Origin of the sequence: Paraburkholderia phenazinium, assembly GCF_900142845.1 — a bacterium.
Lineage (GTDB): Bacteria > Pseudomonadota > Gammaproteobacteria > Burkholderiales > Burkholderiaceae > Paraburkholderia > Paraburkholderia phenazinium_A.
This window is the reverse complement of sequence record NZ_FSRU01000001.1, coordinates 707,834-728,791: the sequence shown is the minus strand read 5'-3', so window position 1 is coordinate 728,791 and position 20,958 is coordinate 707,834. Positions and strand designations below refer to the sequence as shown.

The following is a 20,958-nucleotide window of genomic DNA, read 5'->3' as shown; positions in this document are numbered from 1 at the left end:
AGCCTCGCTAAGATGAAGATTGCTCTAAGAGATAGGGATGGCATCTCCCGGTCAGCCAATTTCATAGCAATCCTTATGAATTGCAGACCGATTTTGGCTATTGCACTATATGGATGGAGCACCGAGACCCATGCCCACACGATCCGTTCATTTAACCAAGCGGAGCAGCCGGCCAGACCATCTCGATCTCCACCGCAATGGAGCGGGCCAGCCCGTCAAGACCCGGGAACAGCGACGCGTTCGTAATGTTCATCCGGTACAGCCACTTCATGGCATCTCCACGCACCGAGGATGGCAGCACGATCTTGCGCAGCAGTTCATCATCGCTCGCATAGCCGTCGAGAATATCGGGCAACGGCCGGTCGATCACGCCTGGAACGACAAACGTGCCCGATTGCGCGATCAGGCGATCATCCATCTCCTCCGGCTCGCCGAACCAGACGACAGCATTGCTGTTGTCGAGAAAGTACTTCTCGAGATTGCCGTCCACCCGCGGATCGATCAACGTCCGGGTCAATTCGGGGGTTCCCTTCGGCAGCGCCCGGTTGTTCCATAACACCGGCGTATTGAGCGCGAAGATCGCGACGTCGGAAACCGAGCGCTCCAACGCGAAGAATGCGGCCACAAAAGGGGACTTCGTGAAGTCGAGCAGTCGCGTGGGTGCGCCATGGTGCTGCATGAGGCTCAGGCAGCGCAGGTCGTCGTCCAAAAGACTAGGATGTTGCACAAAGTTATGCGCCTTGCGCCTGAAGATGCGAATCGCGCGCTCCTCACGTGCACGCCACTGCGAGCGATCCTCCACATAGGCAAGCATGTAGCGCGACAGGGAACTCAGCAGCGGCCATTCTGCGTCCTGTTGTCCTCGAAATGCCCAGCCGTCGAGCGTTGCTGACAGCTCCATAAACTGCTTCCAGCTCGAAACGACGGTTGTTTGCATGGGCTAGTCTCCTGGACACGCATACAGAAAACCCAATGATCGCTCAACGCTTCAACGTTTGCACAGCCAGATTGAGCTGACCTCCCATTTCGTTTGCAACCGGTTTTTACACCGCACCCGGAACAGAAGCAAAATCCGCGTTATCCGCTGACGGCTTTCTCTGCAGAGGCCGCTCGGGATGCAGGAAGATCCACAGCACGGCGCCGCACGCGGCGGCGGCTCCGATCAGAAACAGGCCGCTTTCCCAACTGCCCGTGACCTTCACCGTAAAAGCAACCGCCATGGGACCGGCGACATTCGACGCAGCGCCCCACAGGTTAGTCCAGCCCGACATGACGCCGGTGTAGGCCTTGCCGAGATCCTGAGCGGCCGACCACACCACCACCTGGACGAACCCCACGGCGGCGAAGGACAGGCAAAGCAGCGCGATCACCGTCGGCATGTGCGCCGCCCGGGACGCGCCGATCAGCGCCAGCGCACTGACGACAAAGCCTGTCATCGCCACCGGCGTGCGCGCCCAGAACACCGAGCCCGTCCTCTTGAGAATCCGGTCGGAAACGGCGCCCGCGACGAACACGGCAAGAAACACCGCGACCCACGGCAACGACGCGTACATACCCATCGCCTTGAGCGACAACCCGCGTGCCCGCATCAGATAGGTGGGCAACCAGGTCGTGTAGAAACTCTGGATCAGCACCAGAAGAAAATATTGCAGCCCAAACAGCCAGAAACGCGGCTGACGGAAGCATTGCAGGAATTCGCCTTTCACCGCGGCACTTTCCTGCGGCTGCCCAGCAGCGATCAATGCCGCCTCTTCCTGCGTGATGAACGGATGCTCGGCGGGGGTATCGCGATACCCCGTCCACCAGACGAGGCCCAGCAGCAAGCCGATAGCGCCGAAACCATAGAAGACGGCATGCCAGCCGAAATTCACAATCGTCCACGCCGTCAGCGGCGCGGAGATGATCGGTCCCAGGTAGAGGCCCGCGAGCAGGATGGAGTTGCCTTTCGCCCGTTCGCTGTGCGGAAACCACCGTTTGAGGGCGACGACCCCGCTCGACCAGTCAGCGGACTGCGCCCCACCCAGCACCGCGCGGCAACCGAATAACCATGCGAAGCTCGCCCCCAGCGGCGTGACGATCATCATGGCCGACCAAAGCGCGCTGGTGGTAAACAAAACTTTGCGCGAGCCGCGACGCTCGGCCAACCGGCCTGCCGGAATCTGCCCTAACGCATAGGTCCAGAAATACACCGTGAGGATCATGGACATCTCCACGATCGACAAGCCAAACTCTTTCTGGATCGTAGGCGCGGCCACCGTCATGGCGGCGCGGTCGAGCGTCATCACGAACGTGATCGGTGCAACAAGGAACGTCACAATCTTCCAACGCAGATTCGCTGTATGAAACGACATGTCTTTGCTCCTTGGCACTGCTCGTGATCCAGGGGAAGGCAGCCTACCGCGTCACCACGAAAACGCCTCTTCGTGCAGCGCGTCGCCGATACGGATTCCCAACTTTTCTCGTGCGGCCTGGGCCGTCTCGCGCAGGATGCCGGGTTGCGAGGCATGAATGCGCAACAGCGTGTCGCCCGCGCTGACCGTATCGCCGACCCGGCAGCGTAGATCGATGCCCGCGCCCTTGCAGGCGGGCGCGCCGGCCTGGAGCGCGAGTCCGGCAATGCGCCAGCCGTCGATGTCCGTAATCACGCCGGACCGCTCGGCGTGCACGGTCTCCACATGCGGCGAAAGTGGTGCAAACTCGCGGCGTCCCTGCGCATCGACGATCCGGTCAAACGCGCGACGGGCGGCGCCTTCGTCGAGCAGGCGCTCCGCAATCGCACGTGCCGTTTGAACGTCCCCTATCGCAGGGTCCCAGGCGAGGATGCGCGAAGCGAACTTCAGCGCCTTGTCGCGCAGGTCGCCGGGTGCATCCGGATCGCCGTCGAGCACCTGCAGCACGTCGCGCAGTTCGAGCGCGGGGCCAATGCCGCGGCCGATCGGCACGCGCCCATCGGTTGCGAGCGCATCCACCTGCATGCCAAGCTCCGCACCGACGCGCTCGAAGAGTTGCCCAAGCTGCTGCGCATCCTCCTGCGTGCTGAGCTTGGTTCGCGGGCCATAGGGCAGATCGACGACCACATGCGTGGCGCCAGCCGAATACTTCTTGGAGAGAATCGACGCCACCGACCAACGACGCGTGTCCAGTCCCAGCGGACGAACCATCGCATTCGTCACATCGTCCACCGGCGAATGATTGAGCCGCCCGTTCCACACGATGCAACCGCGCGCCGCCTTGACCGCGGCTCGCATCTCCACCGCATCCAGGTCGACGCGCGCGGCCGCTTCCATCGCGTCCGCCGTGCCCGAAGCTGAAGTGATCGCGCGCGAAGACGTCTTCGGCATCAACAGGCCATATGCGGTGACGATCGGCACGACGATCAGCGTGACGCGGCTGCCGGGCACACCGCCCAGCGAATGCTTGTCGGCAACGATCTTCTCGCCCCAGTCCAGACGTGGCATGCAACGCGTGCGCACCCGCGCAAGCGCTACAACCTCTTCGTCACGCAAGCCGGTGATCAGCGCGCAAAGAATCTGCTGGCGGTCGGCAGCGCAATAACGATACCTGGCGAGATCGTCGATCAGGGCGGCATAGGCCGCCTCGTCGAGCGTCGCGCCGGCCAGCTTCGCGCGGTAGGCGTCGGCGCTCGTGGACTTGCGCGTCGCGACTCGCTCGAGCAGCGCCACGCCCTGCTGGATAGCCGCGAGAAATCGTTCGATGCCGACCGCGCTGGTCGAGTCGTTGAGCACCTCGATGACCGTCACGCCCGCCGGCGGCGCGCTGACCGCGCGCGCGAGGCGCGCCTCGATCTCGGCCGCACTCTCCCGCCCTCGCGCGGCAATCCGCTGCGCCAGCAATTGCGCCGGCGCGTTCACTTCGATCACCACTAACAGGTCCACACGCCCGACGAGCAAGGGGATCACCGCACGCGAGCCGTTCGCGATGACATGGCGGCCGTCGTCCAATGCCTTCTTCAGTTCAACCGGCAAGCCATAACGCAGACCATGCGCGTCCCAGGTAATCAGGAATTGCTGGGCGGCATCGAGTGCGGCAAACTCCGCCTCGCTGACACCCACATGCGCTTCGCCGGGTGCACCGGCCGGACGGGTAATCGTGCGGGTGGCGAAGACGTAGCGAGCATCGTCGCGCAGCGCCGCTTTCGCGCCGTCGATTAGCGTGTCCTTACCGACGCCGCTCGGCCCCACCACGAAAAAGAACACGCCGCCATTGGCCATGGCTTACTCGCCGTCGTCAAGGCCGATGTCGACCGCCGGCGCCGACTGCATGATCTTGCTGGTGGAGATATAGTCCACGCCGGTTTCGGCTACGGCGCGAATCGTGTCGATGCGGATGCCGCCCGAAGCTTCCACCTTGACCTTGCCCGCCACCATCTGCACCGCCGTAATCATGTCGGCAACGGACATGTTGTCGAGCATGATCACATCCACCTCGGTCTCCAGCGCTTCGGCAACCTGGTCGAGCCGATCGCATTCCACTTCGACCTTGGTCAGCACCGGCAACTGCCGGCGTGCACGCTCGACCGCCGACTTGATGCTTCCGCACACCGCGATGTGGTTGTCCTTGATCATCACGCCGTTATCGAGCCCGAGCCGATGATTGAGACCGCCGCCGCAGCTCACCGCATGTTTTTCGAGCATTCGCAGGCCCGGCGTTGTCTTGCGGCTGTCCAGCAGACGCGCTTTCGTCCCCTGGATGGCCTCGACGTAGCGGGCCGTTTCGTTGGCGATGCCGCTCATGCGCTGCACGATGTTGAGCGCCGTGCGCTCTGCCGTCAGGATGCTGCGGGCTGAGCCGCGCACCGCGAGCAGGATGCCGCCGCGGCCAATCCGTTCGCCGTCCCGCACGCGCACGTCGATCTGCAATGAAGGATCGTAGCGGGCAAAGATCCGCGCGGCGACCTCGATGCCGGCGACGATCAGCGGCTCACGCGCATTCATCACGAACGCGCCCACATCGCCCGCGTCGATCATGGTCTGCGCCGTCAGGTCGCAATAGCCGATGTCTTCCAACAACCACGTGTCGATCAACCGATCCACCGCAAATTGGTCGTACATGACAACTCCTGATAGATGAAGGCCCTCGCTCGATCGTCTGCGCGATCAATGTTTTCATAGCGTACACGCTTCAATATTCGTCAACAAGAAAATTTCCACAGAGACTCGCGTGGCAGCGCGAAGCCGATTTCTCTTACCAATTAGCGGCTGGAAAGCGATAGCAAGAAGCGGAGCCTCCATCCTCGTTCAGGATGCGCGGCTCCGCTCATAGTGCATGCGCTATTTATTTCACGAATGTGAAGGGCAGCGGCGGACGCCGCTGAGTTGCGGGTATGAACGTAATCGGCAGGAAGAAGCGCCGCGGGAATCCGCGAGCCGTTATTCCGCGTCGGAACCCATCATCTTGCGCAGCAGAAACGTCAGCGCGACGCGCTCCGCCGGATTCAGCTCGCCATAAGTCCGCTCGGTCACGTCTTTGGCGAAGGGTACGGTGCGCTCGATCAGCGCCAGCCCTTGGGGCGTTGCCCGCACCAGCAATTTGCGGCCGTCGCTCGGGTCCGCGGACACCACGACCAGACCGCGCGCCTTCAACCGCTCGACGACGCCACGGATCGTGGCCTGATCGATGGCGGTGGTCTTGACGATTTCGTTCAAGGAACAGGCCTTATGCTCGCGCACGGCGCATAAGGTCACGAACTGCGCAGCGGTCAGATCGGAGTCGGGAATCGCTTCCTGGAAGATGGCGACGTGGCGCTGATAGGCCCGCCGCAGCAGATGACCTATCTGATCATGGAAGTCGTAGTTATCGTGGCTGGACGTCATGGTGCATGGCCAAAGCGGAATATATACAGTGTACGCTCTTCATCCCCGCCTCCATAAAGCGTGCCATGAACCGTCGCGGCGGCCCTGCCGCGACAACCGGCGCGCATCAAGGCCACGCCCGGACGGACGCTATAGCTTGAAGGTGGAGACGCTCTCCGCCAGACCCTGCGCCTGCTCGCGCATCGAAAGAGACGCGGAGGCCGATTCCTCGACAAGCGCCGCATTGCGCTGCGTCGCTTCGTCGATCTGCGCGACCGCGTGTCCGACCTGCACGATACCGTCGCTCTGCTCGGCGGAGGCCGACGCAATCTCCTGCATGATCGCCGCTACCCGTTGCACCGAGACCAGGATTTCATCCATGCACCGGCCTGCGTTGCCGACCAGCGTCGCGCCTTTCTCCACGTGCGAACCGGACGCGTCAATCAGCTTTTTGATGTCTTTCGCGGAGACAGAGGAACGTTGCGCCAGATTGCGCACCTCGGCGGCGACCACGGCGAAGCCTTTGCCGTTTTCGCCGGCACGCGCCGCCTCGACCGCCGCGTTGAGCGCGAGGATGTTGGTCTGGAAAGCGATGCCTTCGATGATCCCGAGGATCTCATTGATATGTTCGGTACTCGTCTGGATCTGATCCATCGTCGCGACCACTTCCGACACCACCTCGCTGCCGCGAATCGCCGAACTCGACGCGCCCCCGGCCAGCAGCGAAGCCTGTTGCGCATTCTCGGCGTTCTGCCTGACTACCGCGGTCAGGCGTTCCATACTGGCGGCCGTCTCCTGCAGCGATGCCGCCTGTTGCTCGGTGCGTGCCGACAGGTCCGCATTGCCGGCGGAGATCTGGTTGGTCGAGGTCCCGATCGTTTGAGCGGCTTCGACGATCGTCACGACGGTTTCCCGCAGACGCGTCTGCATCTCGCGCGCCCGGAACAGGAGGCTGTGGGCGTCGCCCTCGTTCAATCTGATTGGATAACTCAGATCGCCGCTGGCTGTGGCCTGCACGACCTCGGCAACGTATTCGGGCGCACCGCCGATGGTGCGGAACAGACTCCGGTTGACCAGGTAGACGATGAACGACAACGCCGCGCCGATGACGGACACCGCAATCGCCAACTGGATCAACGAGGCAATAAACGCATTGTCGATATCGTCGAGATACGCACCCGTGATGAACGACCAGTCCCAAGGCTTATAGGTCAAGACATGGCTACGCTTGCGTACCGGCCTGGACGATCCCAGACGCGGCGTCGCGTAGTCGACGAAACCCTCGCCCGAGCCTTGCGCGATCGCGGCCATGGCGCGGTAAACGTATTTGCCGTTAGCGTCGCGATAGTCGCCGAAGTACTTGCCTTCGGTCTCCGGCTTGGACGGATTCATCACCGCGTGCGACGCCGAATCGACAATCGAAATATAGCCGTCCTGACCGTAGCGGATGATCCGCAGTTCGGCCAGCGCCTGCTTCTTCGCCTCGGCAAGCGGCAACGTGCCTTTGTCCGCCAGCGCCGCGTATCTGAGCGTGATCTGCATGGCGATGTCGCCGGCATCCTTTAGCGCGCGCTCACGCTCCTGCAGGCGAGCCTGATACGCCTGCCAGGCGCCGAAGGCCGCCACGCAGACCAGACACAGGAGCGACAGGCCTAAAGGAATCCACAACCGCTGTTTGAATGTGAGCATACGCATGACGTCTCTGCAGGAGTAAGCGAATACGCGCGTCTACGGCAAATGCTGTTGATACTTTATATGGCGTTGTGGATCGGTCCCCTCAACAATTCGAGAGCATACACTACAAATAAATGCCTGCGCGACGCGTGGGCCGCGCCGATCCCCCGCAGAAAACTCCCGATAGCCGCCAGGATTCGTCAAAACCCGGCTCGCGCTTCCTAAAAACTTGCACGTGTTTGCCCACTGAAGGCTAATAGTCAGGTTCGTGTCCGAAAACTTTCATCCTTTGGTGGTCCAATTCGCCGAGCTTTAACCCGTAGTCGAGGCGGTCGCGTTTCTAACAACAATCCCCAGCACCCATCCACACACGCATTGATGGAAGGGCTGGGCAGCGAATCTGGAGCCCCACAAATGTTTCGTAGAACCCTTTTGCCCATTCCGTTTGCCGCCGCACTATTTGTGCTGAGCGCATGCGGAAGCAACAACGTCAGCACGCCGGCCGCCTCTGCGCCCGCCGCGTCGGCGCCGGTTGCCGCCATCTCCGCACAAGACGCGCTGCCGACGGCAACGCCGATCAAGCACGTGGTTGTGATCTTCGGTGAAAACCGTTCGTTCGACCACTACTTCGGTACTTACCCGACCGCGCAAAACCCGGTGGGCGAACCGACGTTCACGGCAGCAGCGAACACCCCGACTACGATCAACAACCTGAATCAACTCTCGCTGCTGACGGCCAACCCGAACTTCCTGAACACGGCGAACAACGCGTTCTCCGCGGGCAGCGGCATCAACCCGTTCCGCCTCGACCGCAGCCAGGCCAACACGAACGGTCAGTCGCACGACTACCGCAACGAACAGCTCGCCTACGACAACGGCGCAGCCGACCTGTTCCCGAAGTACACGGGTAACAACAGCGCCAGCAACGGCTCGGAATTCGGTACGCCGGGTCTCGTGATGGGCTACTTCGACGGCAACACGGTCACGGGGCTCTGGAACTATGCCCAGAACTTCGCAATGAGCGACAACATGTACACGGACACGTACGGTCCGTCGACGCCGGGCGCACTCGAAGTGGTTTCGGGCCAGACGAACGGTGCGATTCCGGCCAACGGCGCAGCGCAAAGCGACAACGTCATCGCCGACGGCGCCGGCGGCTTCACGATGAACGGCGACTCCGATCCGACGGGCGACAAGTGCTCGTCGACGTCGACCACGGACAACGCCGTGCTGAGCTCGAACAACAAGAACATCGGCGACCTGCTCAACGCGAAGAACATCACGTGGGGCGGCTTCATGGGCGGCTTCAACCTGACCATCACGAACCCGAACGGCACCACGGGTTGCAGTCGCAGTACATACTCGCCGATCCTCGGCAGCACGCCGAAGACGGACTACACGCCGCACCACAACTGGTTCCAGTACTTCGCGACGACACAGAACCTGCTGCACACGCGCCCGACGTCGACCGCGCTGATCGGCTTCACCGATCCGCTCGATGCGACGGCTACGCCGGTTCACCACCAGTACGACGTGAACGACTTCTTCGCCGCTGTTACGTCGGGTAACTTCCCGTCGGTCAGCTACATCAAGGCACCGGCTGTCGCCGACGCGCACCCGGGCAATTCGGATCCGCTCGACGAGCAGGCGTTCGAAACGAACCTCGTGAACTTCATCGAGCAGCAGCCGGACTGGAAGAACACCGCCATCATCATCACGTACGACGATTCGGACGGCTGGTACGACCACGCTTATACGCCGCCGACCACGTCGTCGTTCGACGCGACGGCCGACCAGTTGAACGGCGCCGGTACGTGTAACGTGGCGGGCGCAACGCAAGGTGTCGGTGTGACGGGCGCGCTGGTCAACGGCCGTTGCGGTCCGGGCACGCGTATTCCGCTGATCGTGATCTCGCCGTATGCCAAGGTCAACTACATCGACCATACGCAGATCACGCAGGCTTCGGTGGTCAAGTTCATCGAAGACAACTGGCTCGGCAGCACGCGTCTCGGCAACGGTTCGCATGACGCAACGACGGGCAGCATCATGTCGCTGTTCAACTTCTCGAATGGCGGTTCGACGCCGCCGCTGTACCTCGACACGAACCTGGGCACCAAGCTCTCGGCTCCGCCGGCAGTGTCGACGACGACGGACTAAGTAGCCACACAGGTTTGCTCAGTTGATCTGTCCGTCATGCCGCAGGTGCTGTTCGGTCCTGCGGCGTGACGTTTTCTGGGCAGCCTGATAACAGACAGTCAGTAGGGGCGTCGAGCCAGCCGGTACGGTGGCTCGATTTGCTTATTTGCAGTTCAGCTTTGCTACCGCTATCGCCATGAATCTTCCTTCGAACGCCACCTTGCCTTCGCAACTGCCCACCGGAAGCGGCCCTTCTCCCGAAGCCGCCAAGCGCTCCTTGCGGCGCCGGATCCTGTGGATACTACTGGGCATCGTACTCGCAGCCGTCGTTGTAGTGGGCTATGCGCTGATCTATCCGGAGCGTATGCCCGCGGCGATCGGTGACAAGGTTGAGGACCTGACGGGGGCCAATGCCCACCCGATCAAACTTTTACGTCCGCCGGTCGCGCCGCTTAGCACGGTCGCCATACTCGGCAGAGAAATGTTCAACGATCCGTCGCTTTCGGCGTCGGGCAAGCAGTCGTGCGCGTCGTGCCATAGCGCCGCCCATGCGTTTGGGCCACCTAACGATCTCGCCGTCCAGCTCGGCGGCCCCCATATGACGGACGCCGGTTATCGGCCCGTGCCCTCGATCGCCTATCTGTACCGCCAGGCGCCGTTCAGCATCGGTCCCGACCAGGGCGATACCGACGCCGCGCCGATCAGCCTCGATGTCCTCGCCTCCGACGCACAAGGTGTGGAACGCGCGCAGAAAAATGCCGGCGTCGCGCCTGTCGCGCCTGCCATGGTCCCGCAAGGCGGGCTCTTCTGGGACGGCCGCGCCAGCACGCTGCAGGAACAGGCGCTGGGACCGATGACGAACCCGGTCGAAATGGCGAACCCGAGCGTGGCTTCGGTGGCTGACAAGCTAAAGCATTCGAAGTACATCGGGACGCTCAAGCAACTGTTCGGTCCGCGCGTCGTCAACGACCCGAACCTGCTGGTCTCGGAGGCCATGTTCGCGATTGGCCGCTACCAGTTCGAAGATCCGGCGTTCCATGAGTTCTCGAGCAAGTACGATGCATGGCTCGAAGGACACGCCCGCCTCACGCAAGCCGAACTGCGTGGCCTGCGTCTGTTCAACGACAAAGACAAAGCGAATTGCGCAGGCTGCCATTTGAGCCAACCGACCTCGGACGGACTTCCGCCGCTGTTCACGGATACCCAGTACGAAGCGCTGGGCGCCCCGCGCAATCGCGAACTGGCGCAGAACAAGGATCCGAAGTTCTACGACATGGGTATCTGCGGCCCGTTCCGCAGCGACATGGCGAAACAGACGCAGTATTGCGGCATGTTCCTCACGCCGACGCTGCGCAACTCGGCAACGCGCGGTGTGTTCTTCCACAACGGCGTGTACCGCACCCTCAAGCAGGTCATGGATTTCTACAACCTGCGCAACACGAGCCCGGAAAAGATCTATCCGCGTGACGCGTCGGGCAAGGTCATGGTGTACGACGATCTGCCTGCGCAATACCATGCGAACATCGACGTAGCGGATGCGCCGTTCGACCGCAAGTTCGGCGACAAGCCCGCGATGACCGATCAGGACATCAACGACATCATTGCGTTCGTCAAGACGCTCAACGACGGCTACGAAGGCGGTAGCAAGTAGCTCGATACGCTAACGTGGGTCCGGCAGCCTATCGAAGGCTGCCGGTTTCGTTGCCCGCTCCGTTGCTGTTCTCCCCGCTGTTCTCTCCAACCGTTTCGGTCCCCCAGGCGTGCTCGATGGCCTGCAACGCACCCAGCACGATCGAGCGATTCAATGCGGCAGCCAGCGTCCCATCCCGTTCGGCATACGCCTCGCACAGCCGTTGATGATCCGCGCATGAACGCTGCAGACGGCCGGGCAGCGTCGTACTGAGGTGACGCAGGCGATTGATCCGCATCCGCATCGAATCCAGCACTTCCTTGAAAATGCCGTTGCGGCTGACACGCAGTTCTTCGTCGCGAAACGCCACATTGGCCCAGAAATAACCGTCGACGTCTCCCTTGGCCGCCACCTCTGCGAGACGCCGATGCGCGCGCCACAGCGAATCGATATCGTCGGCGCTCGCTTGCTCGACGATGGCCAGCGAAACCTGCGCATACAGGATGGCCCGGAGTTGGTAGATTTCGCGGACGTCCTTCAGATTGACAGCGGACACCCGTGGCCGCCTGCGCGGCGGCCAGTCCACGAGACCTTCGCGGCTCAACACGAACAATGCTTCGCGTACCGGTGTGCGACTGACGCCGAAGCGTTTCGCGAGATCGACCGAGTTCAGGTCGTCGCCCGGACGCAGCCGGCCCTCGATAATGCCGCGCGCCACCGAGTCGACGATGTCCGCTACCGGCGACGCGTCTCCTTCATCCGCCTCGGCCGGTTTTTGCCGCCTGGCTCATCCATTGCGTCCCCTTTCCTAACGCCGTTCCGCTGCCCGCGAGTTGGGGGCCGCCGAAATCGCGCCCGTACCCGGCCGCAAGGAACGCGTCGATATTCATTTTTCCGCGCTGGCGACCGGTTTTGCCGGACACCTCGACGATTTTGACGACACGCATCTCGCAACCGTCATCCATCCGGCCGCCTCGGTGCTGGGGGTGCTAACTGCACTGACGCCCGAGACGAAACCAGGCGGCACGCTGGCCATGCGCGCATTCGCGCTCGGCTGCGAGACCCAGTTGCGAGTGGGTGTGTCGATCTCACCGGAACACTACGACCGCGGCTGGCATATCACCGGCACGTGTGGCGTGATCGGCTGCGCCGTGGCGGCGGGCCTGCTGCTGGGTCTCGATGAAGCGCAACTCGCTGAAGCCGTATCGATCGCCGCATCGATGTTCGTCGGCCAGCGTGAGGCGTTCGGCACGATGACCAAGCCGTATCACCCCGGCAAGGCGGCAGCCAATGGCATTGCTGCCGCACGCCTCGCACAGCGAGGTCAGAAAGCGGCGGCGGATATCTTCGAAGCGCAAGGCGGCTACTCGCATTCGCTCTCCACCAAGGTCGATTTCGCGCTGATGAACGACGCGTTCGGCGAGCGCTGGGAATTGCTCTTCAACACCTACAAGCCTTACCCGTGCGGGATCGTCGCGCATCCTGGCATCGACGGCGGCCTTGCGCTCTCTGCCCGGATCGAAGAGGTGGATTCGATCGAAGCCATCACGCTGCGCTGTCATCCGCTCGTACCCGAACTGATGGGCAATCCGCAGCCGAAGGACGGCTTGCAAGCGCGCTTCAGCGCGATCCACGGCGTGGCGGCTGCGCTCTGCGATCGGCAGGTGGGTCTCGCGCAATACGAGGACGCGCGGGTGGTGCAGGACGACGTCAAGGCGATCCGCTCAAGGACGACGCTCACGCCGGATGCGTCGGTCAATCGCGACGAAGTGTTCATCGAAGCGCGCCTGAGGGACGGCTCGGTTTTGAAACACCATGTCGAACATGCGCGCGGCAGTCTTGCACGCCCGCTGACCGACGACGAACTGATGGACAAGGTTCGCTTGCTGGTGGACCCCCATCTGGGCGACGGCACGACCGGGCGGCTCGCAACGGCGGTAGCCGGATTGGACACCGCGCCGGATCTCGCTGCGCTGTTCAAACTTTGCGTCCCTAATGAGGAATAGAACCATGCATAACCCCGTCGCTCATTCCGCCGTCTCCGATGCGCTTGTGAAGTTTGCCTGCACCCCACTGACCGATCAGCGTGTGCAGACCGCCGCAGGCGATGCGCTTGCACAGGCGCGCGGGCGTGTTGCTGCCGCCGGTGATGCCCGGCAGAAGATTGCGGATCTTCTGAAATCGCAAGGCAGTGCGCCGAACGACACGCGCGTGCGCGCCTGGGTGCTCGGCGCGGCACTGGCGACGCAGTCGCCCGCATCGACGGCGACACCTGTTCTTGCCGCAGCGATAGCCGTGGGAGAAAAGCTCGCGGCAGCCGACGACGAGATCGCAGCGGCAGCCGCCATCGGTATGGAAGCCGCGGCGCGCGTGCTCGCTGCCGTCGATAGCGAGGCGTTTCGTTCGCGCTGGAACGTTGCGTCCACGGTGGGCATTCTCGGTGCAGTACTCGCCGTTTCGCGCCTGTTGGCGCTTGGTGAAACGCGCACGCGTCACGCGCTCGGCATCGCCGCCACCCAGGCCGCCGGACTCGCGCGCAATGCTCAGGAATCGATCGCGGCTATCGAAACCGGCAAGGCCGCAGCCGATGCCGTCGAAGCGTCGCCGCTCGCCAAGCATGGCTTCACCAGTGCGCCCGCCTCGATTGACGGCCGCCGCGCGTTTGCTGCGCTAATGGCCTACCGGTTCGACGCGCTTGCGATCATGGGGAACCTGGGTACGCATTGGATTTCGTTGGACTGAGCGAGATCGGACCCGGCTCCAGCGAGACACAACCACGAGAGGTGACATGTCAGGACATCCGATGCTGTCGCGCCGCCGCGTGCTGCAGTATGCCGGCGCCCTCGCCGCTATGGCCGCGACGCCTGTTTGCATTCGCGCAGCCGAAAGCGCCGACATCACCGGGCGGCTCGCGCGCTACATGGTGGCAGCACGGAACAACCCGCTGCCCGATCCGGTGCTGCTTGAATGCAAGCACCGCATTCTCGACACTTTCGGTGCGATGGTTTCGGGCTCGCGCATGAAGCCTGGTGAAATGGCCGTGCACTACGTGCAAGGACTCGGCGGCACGCCGCAGGCCTCGGTGATCGGCGCGAGCTTTCGCACGACGACGGTCAACGCGGCGCTAGCCAATGCGATGTGCGCACACTCGGATGAGACCGACGACTTCGAGCCGGTCACCAAGGCGCATCCAGGCAGTTCGGTTGTGCCGGCCGCGCTGGCGATGGCCGAGAGTGAGGGACGTAGCGGTCAGGACTTCATTCGCGCGGTGGCGCTGGGGTATGACCTGGCCTGCCGCCTGTTGATGGCGCTCGGGCCCGACCTGGTACGCGGTTCGCACCGCAGCGCTGAAGGGACCGCATCCACTTTCGGCGCGCTCGGCGCGGCCGCTTCGCTGGCGCAACTCGACGAGCGAGGTATGCGTTTCGCGATCTCGTATTCTGCCCAGCAGGTGTCGGGGCGAGCGAATCAACAAGCTGGAGACGGTGGCGGACATTCGTGAGCTGAGACCATTGATCACTGCCTGAGCCTCAAGCACGGTTCGGGTTCCCGGCGCACCCTTGCGTCTGCTGCCGCCCCAACCTGCTTGCACTATCGGACTTTCTGCGGGTCGAGATCAAAGACCTGGCTGACTCGCTCGTCGCTGTAGTGGCGTATGACCCCCGGCGGCGTCAGCTCCGCCACCGCGAGGCGAATTGCATCGATCGACGCCCGCGCCGCCGGCGAGGGCGTCCCTTCCGCCCGCATCGTCAAGCCGATATCGCGCCCGGTGTGATGAAACGGCACATCGAGCACGACGAGTTCGCCCGACTCGCACTCGTAATGCAGTTGCTGCGCGGAGACCGCCGCCACCATGTCGGTACGCAGCAGCAGCCCACGAATGACCGCGAGGTCTGCCGTTTCGACGGTGGGCATCGGCGACTTGATCTTGGCCCGTCGAAATTGCGAATCGAACAGCCCGCGCGCCGGCGCGTTGCTGCGCGGCAGAATCCATTGTGCGTGGCGCAGATCCGCTATCGTAAGTCCACGCACATTCGCGAGGGGGTGGTCGCGGCGCGCCAGTGCGACCATGTCTTCCGTCATCAAGCGCTCATTGTGCAGGCCGCTAGCAGGCTCGTTGTCACGCAACGCCCCGAGGATGAAATCGATGTCGCCGGCCCGTAGCCTGGCAACGAGCGTTTCATAGGCGCTCTCGTCGGTCACCACGCGCACGCCGGGATGCCGCGCAGTGAGACGCGCAATCGCATTCGGAAGGATCAGCGTCCGGCCGAGCGGCAGCGCGCCCACCGTCACCGCGCCCTGGATGTTGCCGTGCAACTCGGCGATGTCATCCGGGACATGGCGCAACTCGTTCAACGCCCGTCCTACGTGCAGCAGAAAGGTTTCACCCTCAGTGGTCAGCAAGATGCCGCGCGGACTCCGATGGAACAGCCGCAGACCCGACCCGCTCTCGAGAACCCGGATAGCGCTGCTCACCGCAGGCTGGCTGATGCCGAACGAGCTGGCCGCAGTCGGCATATGGCGATGGCGCGCCAGTGCGACGAAGATCTGCAGCCTTCGCGTGTTCAGCAGATACGCCGGCAGCGTGCCTTCGGCAGGGGCGCGACGGCGCGCCTGCCGTGCCGCGCTCCATAGCGCCAGCGCGCCGATCTCGGCAAAGATTCGCTCGCAACGCTTGAGTACGGCGCGCCCGGTTGGCGTGGGCAACATGCCGGACGGTTTGCGCTCGAAGAGCGCTTCGCCAAGCGCCGACTCCAGTTCCTTGACGGATCGCGTCACGGCGGATTGCGCACGAAACAGATCGGCGGCAGCCCGTGTCGCACTGCCGGTCTCGGCAACCAGCTTGAACGCGCGCAGATGCGCCAGGTTAAGTAGTTCGTTGTTGCTCACGGTGACCTGTCAAAGAGTAGAGCGTGACATTCAGCAAGGGGGGCCCAAGTCCACGTTATCCCGCCACTACGACGAGCGGGCCTCGCGAAGCCGATCGGCGGCGCGCTCGTGACTGTTGCACCACGGGTACAGCCGCGCTTGCGACTTCGTTCTTTTGCCATCTGATCTGTTTATGACCTGACGATCGAATCGCCTTCGATCCAAGCCTGCGCCGAAGCTTCGGGATACCAACGGAACCTTACACCGCGCGGATTCCAGCAGCATACTCTGCCCCACAGCAAACGCAAAACCTCGTGGAATCGGTACTTTTACTGGCCTCGCGACTGGTTAACCCCAACTTTCAGCGATCTGCCTCCTTTCTATATGGTGGTCTCCCAACCGATCCGCTTCCTTGCTCGTCCGGCGGCGGCGACGTATCGAATACGGGCATGGGTCCGGCTAAAGACGTAGGCACACGAAACCGGCCCGGCCCCTTTGCGTACGACATTTCTATATGAATTTCTTGAGGAGACTAACAACATGGGTGGCAACTTCAGCGTGAGCGGTCATGACGTCAACGGTTCGACGTCGAACGCTTCAGACAAGCAGGATCTCAAGACCATCATTCGCGCGGGCGCGATGGGTGGCGTGACCGGCGCGGTATGCATCTGGATTTACGAGGCGCTGATCTGGGTTGGCGTGCAGCACCTGATGCCGCTCGCAGGCATTCCACGCAATGCCACCGGCCTCGTTTTCGGCAAGGCCTTTCAGGAGGCGCTAGGCATCTGGGCTTATTTGCTCGGCACAGCTATCCACTTTGTGTTCGCGATCGCCTGGGGTGTCCTGTTTGCGGTGATCTGGCCGTACTTTCGTCGACGCGGCTACGAAGCCACGTTCGTTGCCCTGTTTTACGCCATCCTCGCCTGGGTCGCGATGCACGTGGCGATCATGATCACCTCGGACAATCACCCGAACTACTACGATCCCAACGTGATCATTGGCGGCTTCATGTCGCACTTTTGCTTCACCGTCCCCCTCGCGCTGACCGTCAAACGAATCCTGGCATCGAAACCGGAGGCGTAATCCGACAAGGCTGGATCTGATGCACTAAATAAAACGAGACGAGGCAGACAATGAATCGAAGAAAAATAGTACTACTTACCGCGCTGGCATTGGAACTGACGTTCGCCGGTCAGGCACGCGCGCAATCGTCCGTCACGCTGTACGGGGTGCTCGACGAGTTCGTGGGCTACCAGTCGACCAAGGTCAGCGGGAAAAGCACATCGCTGGTTGCCCTCGGCAACAACGGAGAGCTGACGAGCCGCTGGGGGATACGCGGATCCGAGGATCTGGGCGGTGGATACCGCGCCGTCTTCGACCTGGAGAACGGCTTCGATCCGGGTACAGGCAGTGTCCAGAACGCTTACCGCTTCTTCGACAGACAGGCGTGGGTGGGTATTGCCGCGCCGTATGGTGAAGTGAGACTTGGCCGTCAAAACACCCCCATGTTCGCCTGGAGCGGCAATCTGGATGCGTTCAGCGCGGCAACGTATGGCTCCGGCTATAACAACTTTGCCAACTGGCTGGCTCGCGTCGATAACGACATTTCGTACATCTCCCCGAAAATTTCGGGCACCCAGGTCGAGCTTCACTATTCGGTTGGGGGGCAGCCAGGCTCGCTGGCGGAAGATGCCGTCTACCAGGCTGCGGTCCAGTCGAACGTGGGGCCGGTCTATCTTGCGTTGGCCTATCTGAATGCAGCCAATTCCACGAACACCGTCCGTGTTCAGGAAATCATGGCGGGGGCGAACTACGACTACGGTTGGGGGAAGATCTATTTCGGCTTCTTCAGGGCCAATGACATCATCTCCGCCACGACCGGCAACGCCTTGGCCAATCCCGCCGGCAAATACAATCCGGCAACGGGTCCGGTCGGCAACGTAGCGGGCAATTACCACAACACCTATTCGTTCTCTGCCGATTACCATATCAGTCCGTTCCTGAGCATAGGTGCCGGATACGCGTTCATCACGGATAGCTCGTCGCTGGACAACACAGCGCGCGAATTCAGCGCCATCGTCAACTACGACCTCTCAAAGGCCACGCGACTCTATGCCGTCGTGTCGAGGCTGAATAACTCCAACTCGGCGCAGTACAAAATGACGGGCGCCAGCATCACAACGGGAGCGTTCCTGACGCCTGGCGCGGGTCAGAGCGAAACCGGCGCACAGATCGGCATTCGTCATCTGTTCTGACGCAACAGCTTGGCCCGGGTAACGGCGATCGTTATCCGGGCAACAAAGCTGATTGCGTGGTTTGAGCCCTGTGCTTTTTTCGTCGAGCCGACGAGCTCTTGAGGCAGAACTTAAAGGGCAAGCGCAACGGTCACGCCGGTTCCATTCCGTGATCGAGCTTGGCTCGGGCAGCGTCGGGTGAGGCCAGAAAGACAAGCAATGCCTGCGCAGCTTCACGCCGCTCGGACGCCGTGCAGACCGCAGCGGAGAACACCGTCACGATCTGGATGTCAGCCGGCAAAGCGCCGATAACGTCGATGCCGGGCAAGTGCATCAACTCACTCAATTGCTGAAAGCCGAGTTCGACCTCGCCGCGCGCGATTAGTGTGCCGACCGGCACACCAGGCGGCGCCTGGACGAGGCGCGGCGCGAGCGTCTCGGCAATGCCCCAGCGCTCGAACAAAAGCATCAACTGCGTACCGCTCGGCCCCGTCGAATAACCAACGTTGCGCGCAGCCAGAACGGCCTCGCGCAACGCTGCTGCCGTGCTGATGTCAGGCCGCGGCGCGCCGGCGGCCACCGCGATCGCCACGCCCGAACGGGCCAGGTCGACGCGGCTACCCGGCACGATCCGGCCGTCGGCCGCGAGCCGCTCGATTGCGTCGGCTGCAAGCACGACGATATCGAAAGGCTCGCCCTCCTGCACGCGTCGAGCGGCCGCGACACCGCCAACCGACTCGATCGCGACCCGCTCGCCAACACGCCGCGCGTATTCCTCAACCAACTCCGCCAGCAGGTTTCGCGTGGCCATCGAAGAGATGCCGGTGATCGGCTGACTCAGGGTGTCATCCATGGCCATGGTTGCCGCCCTTCTTCAATCGATATAGCGCAGTCCCGCTTGCCGCAGCGGCTCGCGCATGTTGTACATGTCCAGACCGAGCACGCCTGAGGCGAGCTTGGCCCGCTTCTCGCCTTCGAATGCTTCGCGCGCAGCGGCCTTTTCCAACACCTTCTGCGCCTGGGCAGCGGGCACTGCAACCACGCCATCGTCGTCCGCCACGATGACGTCGCCCGGATTCACCAGCGCGCCGGCACAGACCACTGGAATGTTCACGGAACCCAGCGTCGCCTTGACGGTTCCTTTGGCGGAAATGGCCTTGCTCCACACCGGAAACTTCATCTCGGTCAGCACCTGCACGTCGCGCACCCCACCATCGATAATCAGCCCTCGCGCGCCGCGTGCCTGGAAACTCGTCGCCAGCAGGTCGCCGAAGAAACCATCGGTGCAATCCGTCGTCACAGCCGCCACGACGATATCGCCGGGCTGGATCTGCTCCGCCGCGACATGCAGCATCCAGTTATCGCCCGGCTGCAACAGGACCGTCACAACCGTGCCGCCGGCACGCGCACCGACATAGATCGGGCGCATATACGGCTTCATCAGACCGGTACGGCCCATGGCCTCATGCACGGTCGCCGTGCCGAGCTCACCGAGCTTCGTGGCAACGTCGCCGTCCGCACGTTGAATGTTGCGATACACCACGCCTAGTTCATACATGTTTAGTGCCCCTTGCTTTTCAGCGCTGCATCGAGTCGCGGATAGACGCGACGCGCGTTACCCTCGTAGATCTTGTACCGCTCATCGGCATCGATGTGCGCGGCCTCGACGTAGCGCTTCGTGTCGTCGAAATAGTGACCTGTCTCCGGATCGATGCCGCGCACGGCGCCGATCATCTCGCTGGCAAACAGGATGTTGTCCACGGGAATCACTCGTGTCAGCAGATCGATCCCCGGCTGATGGTAGACGCAGGTGTCGAAGAAAATGTTGTTCAGCAGATGGTCCTGCAGTAACGGCTTCTTCATCTCCTGCGCGAGTCCGCGGAAGCGGCCCCAGTGGTACGGCACCGCGCCGCCGCCGTGCGGAATCACAAAGCGCAGCGTCGGGAAATCGCGGAACAGATCCGACGTGAGGCACTGCATGAAGGCCGTGGTGTCGGCATTCAGATAATGCGCGCCGGTGGTGTGGAAGCACGCGTTGCAACTGGTGCTCACATGAATCATGGCGGGGATGTCGTACTCCACCATCTTCTCGTAGATCGGATACCAGTGGCGATCCGACAACGGCGGGCTCGTCCAGTGACCGCCCGACGGATCAGGATTGAGGTTGATCGCCACGTTGCCATACTGCTCCACACACTTGATCAGTTCGGGGATGCAGGTGGCAACATCCACACCGGGACTTTGCGGCAACATGGCGGCCGGAACGAAGTGATCGGGAAATAGCTGGCTCACGCGGTAACACAGCTCGTTGCAGATCGCCGCCCAGGTGCTGGAGACCTCGAAGTCGCCAATGTGATGCGCCATGAAGCTCGCGCGCGGACTGAAGATGGTCAGGTCGAGACCGCGCTCGCGCATCAGTCGCAGTTGGTTGGTTTCAATCGATTCGCGCAACTCATCGTCGCCGATCTGCAATTCGGCCACCTGCGGCCGCTCGGCCGGATTGCCAATGCCCGCGATCTGACGGTCGCGCCACGTCTCCAACGCCTTCGGCGCGGTGGTGTAATGGCCATGAATGTCGATAATCATCGTCGCTCCAAAAAAC

At 62.5% G+C, this 20,958-nt stretch carries 17 protein-coding genes and 2 pseudogenes; 8 read left to right on the top strand and 11 right to left on the bottom strand.

Annotated features, from left to right (window positions below; translation table 11 throughout):
- Positions 1-151: 151 nt before the first annotated feature.
- The 6 genes from BUS12_RS03180 to BUS12_RS39610 all read right to left on the bottom strand — a co-directional run bounded on the left by BUS12_RS03180 (position 152) and on the right by BUS12_RS39610 (position 7,508).
- Entirely contained in the window at positions 152-937 is a 786-nt protein-coding gene (locus BUS12_RS03180; RefSeq protein WP_074294208.1) for an FRG domain-containing protein, read from the bottom strand.
- A 106-nt stretch (positions 938-1,043) separates the two neighbouring features.
- Entirely contained in the window at positions 1,044-2,351 is a 1,308-nt protein-coding gene (locus tag BUS12_RS03175; RefSeq protein WP_074294207.1) for an MFS transporter, read from the bottom strand.
- 51 nt (positions 2,352-2,402) lie between these two features.
- On the bottom strand, positions 2,403-4,232 hold the full coding sequence (phnN, locus tag BUS12_RS03170) for a phosphonate metabolism protein/1,5-bisphosphokinase (PRPP-forming) PhnN (protein ID WP_074294206.1): 1,830 nt from the start codon (positions 4,230-4,232) through the stop codon (positions 2,403-2,405).
- Positions 4,233-4,235: 3 nt separating this feature from the next.
- Positions 4,236-5,072: a carboxylating nicotinate-nucleotide diphosphorylase gene (gene nadC, locus BUS12_RS03165; protein WP_074294205.1), complete on the bottom strand. Its 837-nt coding sequence runs from the start codon at positions 5,070-5,072 to the stop codon at positions 4,236-4,238.
- A gap of 318 nt (positions 5,073-5,390) precedes the next feature.
- Positions 5,391-5,834, bottom strand: coding sequence for a MarR family winged helix-turn-helix transcriptional regulator (locus tag BUS12_RS03160; RefSeq protein WP_074294204.1), 444 nt, complete (start codon positions 5,832-5,834; stop codon positions 5,391-5,393).
- A gap of 129 nt (positions 5,835-5,963) precedes the next feature.
- Entirely contained in the window at positions 5,964-7,508 is a 1,545-nt protein-coding gene (locus BUS12_RS39610; protein ID WP_074294203.1) for a methyl-accepting chemotaxis protein, read from the bottom strand.
- 393 nt (positions 7,509-7,901) lie between these two features.
- On the opposite strand from BUS12_RS39610, the gene BUS12_RS03150 reads away from it, so the two are divergent.
- Positions 7,902-9,644, top strand: a complete 1,743-nt coding sequence (locus tag BUS12_RS03150) for a phospholipase C (RefSeq protein ID WP_074294202.1) — start codon at positions 7,902-7,904, stop codon at positions 9,642-9,644.
- Positions 9,645-9,819: 175 nt separating this feature from the next.
- The gene (locus BUS12_RS03145; protein ID WP_074297030.1) at positions 9,820-11,274 is read left to right on the top strand and encodes a cytochrome-c peroxidase; all 1,455 of its coding nucleotides are present in this window, start codon (positions 9,820-9,822) and stop codon (positions 11,272-11,274) included.
- 28 nt (positions 11,275-11,302) lie between these two features.
- On the opposite strand, the pseudogene BUS12_RS03140 reads toward BUS12_RS03145, so the two are convergent.
- Positions 11,303-12,004 (bottom strand): annotated as a pseudogene (locus BUS12_RS03140) (GntR family transcriptional regulator); the annotation flags it as partial.
- A 79-nt stretch (positions 12,005-12,083) separates the two neighbouring features.
- Here BUS12_RS03140 and BUS12_RS39605 point away from each other — a divergent pair.
- From BUS12_RS39605 to BUS12_RS03125, 4 genes and pseudogenes are all read left to right on the top strand, one after another.
- Positions 12,084-12,641 (top strand): annotated as a pseudogene (locus BUS12_RS39605) (MmgE/PrpD family protein); the annotation flags it as partial.
- Between the two features lie 15 nt (positions 12,642-12,656).
- Positions 12,657-13,259: an MmgE/PrpD family protein gene (locus tag BUS12_RS39600; RefSeq protein ID WP_290439567.1), complete on the top strand. Its 603-nt coding sequence runs from the start codon at positions 12,657-12,659 to the stop codon at positions 13,257-13,259.
- Between the two features lie 4 nt (positions 13,260-13,263).
- The gene (locus BUS12_RS03130; protein WP_074294201.1) at positions 13,264-13,995 is read left to right on the top strand and encodes an MmgE/PrpD family protein; all 732 of its coding nucleotides are present in this window, start codon (positions 13,264-13,266) and stop codon (positions 13,993-13,995) included.
- A 46-nt stretch (positions 13,996-14,041) separates the two neighbouring features.
- A complete protein-coding gene (locus BUS12_RS03125) occupies positions 14,042-14,755 on the top strand; it encodes an MmgE/PrpD family protein (protein WP_083640220.1) in 714 nt (237 codons plus the stop codon).
- Positions 14,756-14,844: 89 nt separating this feature from the next.
- Here the strand turns inward: BUS12_RS03125 and BUS12_RS03120 are convergent, their stop codons facing one another.
- Entirely contained in the window at positions 14,845-16,143 is a 1,299-nt protein-coding gene (locus BUS12_RS03120) for a LysR family transcriptional regulator (protein ID WP_083640219.1), read from the bottom strand.
- Positions 16,144-16,662: 519 nt separating this feature from the next.
- Here BUS12_RS03120 and BUS12_RS03115 point away from each other — a divergent pair.
- Both BUS12_RS03115 and BUS12_RS03110 read left to right on the top strand, forming a co-directional pair.
- Positions 16,663-17,205, top strand: coding sequence for a hypothetical protein (locus tag BUS12_RS03115; RefSeq protein WP_074294200.1), 543 nt, complete (start codon positions 16,663-16,665; stop codon positions 17,203-17,205).
- A 50-nt stretch (positions 17,206-17,255) separates the two neighbouring features.
- On the top strand, positions 17,256-18,377 hold the full coding sequence (locus BUS12_RS03110) for a porin (RefSeq protein WP_074294199.1): 1,122 nt from the start codon (positions 17,256-17,258) through the stop codon (positions 18,375-18,377).
- Between the two features lie 130 nt (positions 18,378-18,507).
- Here the strand turns inward: BUS12_RS03110 and BUS12_RS03105 are convergent, their stop codons facing one another.
- The 3 genes from BUS12_RS03105 to BUS12_RS03095 are packed head-to-tail and all read right to left on the bottom strand — an operon-like array spanning position 18,508 to position 20,942.
- A complete protein-coding gene (locus BUS12_RS03105) occupies positions 18,508-19,215 on the bottom strand; it encodes a substrate-binding domain-containing protein (RefSeq protein ID WP_074294198.1) in 708 nt (235 codons plus the stop codon).
- Positions 19,216-19,230: 15 nt separating this feature from the next.
- Positions 19,231-19,914 carry a 4-carboxy-4-hydroxy-2-oxoadipate aldolase/oxaloacetate decarboxylase gene (gene ligK / locus BUS12_RS03100; RefSeq protein ID WP_074294197.1) on the bottom strand — a complete coding sequence of 228 codons (684 nt, stop codon included), beginning with the start codon at positions 19,912-19,914 and terminating at the stop codon, positions 19,231-19,233.
- 2 nt (positions 19,915-19,916) lie between these two features.
- Positions 19,917-20,942, bottom strand: a complete 1,026-nt coding sequence (locus BUS12_RS03095) for an amidohydrolase family protein (RefSeq protein WP_074294196.1) — start codon at positions 20,940-20,942, stop codon at positions 19,917-19,919.
- Positions 20,943-20,958 lie beyond the last annotated feature (16 nt).

Bases quoted from the DNA above. Each gene is read 5' to 3' on its own strand.
- BUS12_RS03180 (WP_074294208.1), bottom strand. From the start codon at position 937: ATGCAAACAACCGTCGTTTCGAGCTGGAAGCAGTTTATGGAGCTGTCA.
- BUS12_RS03175 (WP_074294207.1), bottom strand. From the start codon at position 2,351: ATGTCGTTTCATACAGCGAATCTGCGTTGGAAGATTGTGACGTTCCTT.
- phnN (WP_074294206.1), bottom strand. From the start codon at position 4,232: ATGGCCAATGGCGGCGTGTTCTTTTTCGTGGTGGGGCCGAGCGGCGTC.
- nadC (WP_074294205.1), bottom strand. From the start codon at position 5,072: ATGTACGACCAATTTGCGGTGGATCGGTTGATCGACACGTGGTTGTTG.
- BUS12_RS03160 (WP_074294204.1), bottom strand. From the start codon at position 5,834: ATGACGTCCAGCCACGATAACTACGACTTCCATGATCAGATAGGTCAT.
- BUS12_RS39610 (WP_074294203.1), bottom strand. From the start codon at position 7,508: ATGCGTATGCTCACATTCAAACAGCGGTTGTGGATTCCTTTAGGCCTG.
- BUS12_RS03150 (WP_074294202.1), top strand. From the start codon at position 7,902: ATGTTTCGTAGAACCCTTTTGCCCATTCCGTTTGCCGCCGCACTATTT.
- BUS12_RS03145 (WP_074297030.1), top strand. From the start codon at position 9,820: ATGAATCTTCCTTCGAACGCCACCTTGCCTTCGCAACTGCCCACCGGA.
- BUS12_RS39600 (WP_290439567.1), top strand. From the start codon at position 12,657: ATGAACGACGCGTTCGGCGAGCGCTGGGAATTGCTCTTCAACACCTAC.
- BUS12_RS03130 (WP_074294201.1), top strand. From the start codon at position 13,264: ATGCATAACCCCGTCGCTCATTCCGCCGTCTCCGATGCGCTTGTGAAG.
- BUS12_RS03125 (WP_083640220.1), top strand. From the start codon at position 14,042: ATGTCAGGACATCCGATGCTGTCGCGCCGCCGCGTGCTGCAGTATGCC.
- BUS12_RS03115 (WP_074294200.1), top strand. From the start codon at position 16,663: ATGGGTGGCAACTTCAGCGTGAGCGGTCATGACGTCAACGGTTCGACG.
- BUS12_RS03110 (WP_074294199.1), top strand. From the start codon at position 17,256: ATGAATCGAAGAAAAATAGTACTACTTACCGCGCTGGCATTGGAACTG.
- BUS12_RS03105 (WP_074294198.1), bottom strand. From the start codon at position 19,215: ATGGCCATGGATGACACCCTGAGTCAGCCGATCACCGGCATCTCTTCG.
- ligK (WP_074294197.1), bottom strand. From the start codon at position 19,914: ATGTATGAACTAGGCGTGGTGTATCGCAACATTCAACGTGCGGACGGC.
- BUS12_RS03095 (WP_074294196.1), bottom strand. From the start codon at position 20,942: ATGATTATCGACATTCATGGCCATTACACCACCGCGCCGAAGGCGTTG.